We start from the raw sequence: 1,273 nt of genomic DNA, 5'->3' as shown, positions 1-1,273 counted from the left end.
TCTGTTTTCGGACAGCTGATTTCTTTAATAGACGATTCTATAATAAAAAAGGAAGTCAAAAAATGTGAATCAGACCGCTATACAAAGCGATTTACTACAAAAGACCATTTGATAAGTATGCTTTTTTGTTCTTTCTCAAAGTGTACATCACTTAGAGAAATATCTGGAGCAATGCTTGGCTTATCGGGTAAAACAAGTAGTTTTCAGTTAAATCATATTCCTAAAAGGAGTACTTTATCTGATGCGAATAAAAGAAGAGATGTTTTAGTTTTTGAAAATATTTATCATCAACTACTAAAGCAATATGGAGGTTTTTTATCGGACAGCCGCATTAAGGAAGTTATAAATAAGCAGGTCAAAATTTTTGATAGTTCAACAATTAGCTTGTTCAAAGACATAATGGGTTGCGTAGGTAGAAATCCAAAAAGTGGAAAAAGAAAAGGGGGAATTAAATTGCATACGGTTGTCAATGCTGATGAAATTGTGCCGAGTTTGGTTTGGTTCAGCGAAGCCAAAACACACGACCATAATTTCTTAGAAAAATTGAAATGCGATGAAAACATCATTTATGTTTTTGACAAAGGATACAATGATTACAAGGCTTTTGAGCATTTTACAGCTCACAGAACAGGATTTGTAACTCGAATAAAAGACAACGCATCGTATATAAGTATCGAAAAACTAGATATTGGAGAACGAATTCATAACGGCATTTTAGAAGATGAAATTATTGAAATTGATGTAAAAAAGGGAAAAGAAATATCAAAGTTAAGATTGAGAAAAGTAAGGTTTTACGATCGGGTAAACAAACGAGAATTTGAGTTTTTAACCAATTTATTTGAATTACGTGCCGATTTAATTGCGGCTTTGTATAAAACAAGATGGCAAATAGAATTATTATTCAAACAACTAAAACAAAATTTTCCATTGAAATATTTCTTGGGAGATAATGAAAATGCCATCAAAATACAGATTTACTGTGTTTTGATAGTTAACCTGCTATTAGCAGTGGTTAAGAAAAGGCTAAAGCGCAGTTGGGCATTTTCAAATTTGGTTAGTTTTTGTAAAATTCACCTTTTCAATTACATCAATTTGATGAAGTTTTTAGAAAATCCAGAAAAGGATTGGATAATTGACAAGGCTGAAACAGAACAACTATCATTAATTTTGTAACCTCTTTTTATAAAAGCACAGAAAATAAAAATTAAAACATTGGCAATCAAATAGATGAAAAATAAAATCATGCGGATTTATTTTTTATCGGACATTAATG

Annotated in this window: 1 protein-coding gene; it reads left to right on the top strand. The window is 30.7% G+C overall.

The window, feature by feature from the left end:
• The coding region (locus RCH19_RS14720; RefSeq protein ID WP_343023863.1) for an IS4 family transposase at positions 1–1,173 on the top strand (1,173 nt) is incomplete at its 5' end.
• Between the last annotated feature and the right edge of the window lie 100 nt (positions 1,174–1,273).

Origin of the sequence: Flavobacterium sp. PL12, assembly GCF_039123485.1 — a bacterium.
Classification (GTDB): Bacteria; Bacteroidota; Bacteroidia; order Flavobacteriales; family Flavobacteriaceae; genus Flavobacterium; species Flavobacterium weaverense.
Note: the sequence above shows the minus strand (reverse complement) of the source record. Positions and strands in the feature narration are given on the sequence as shown.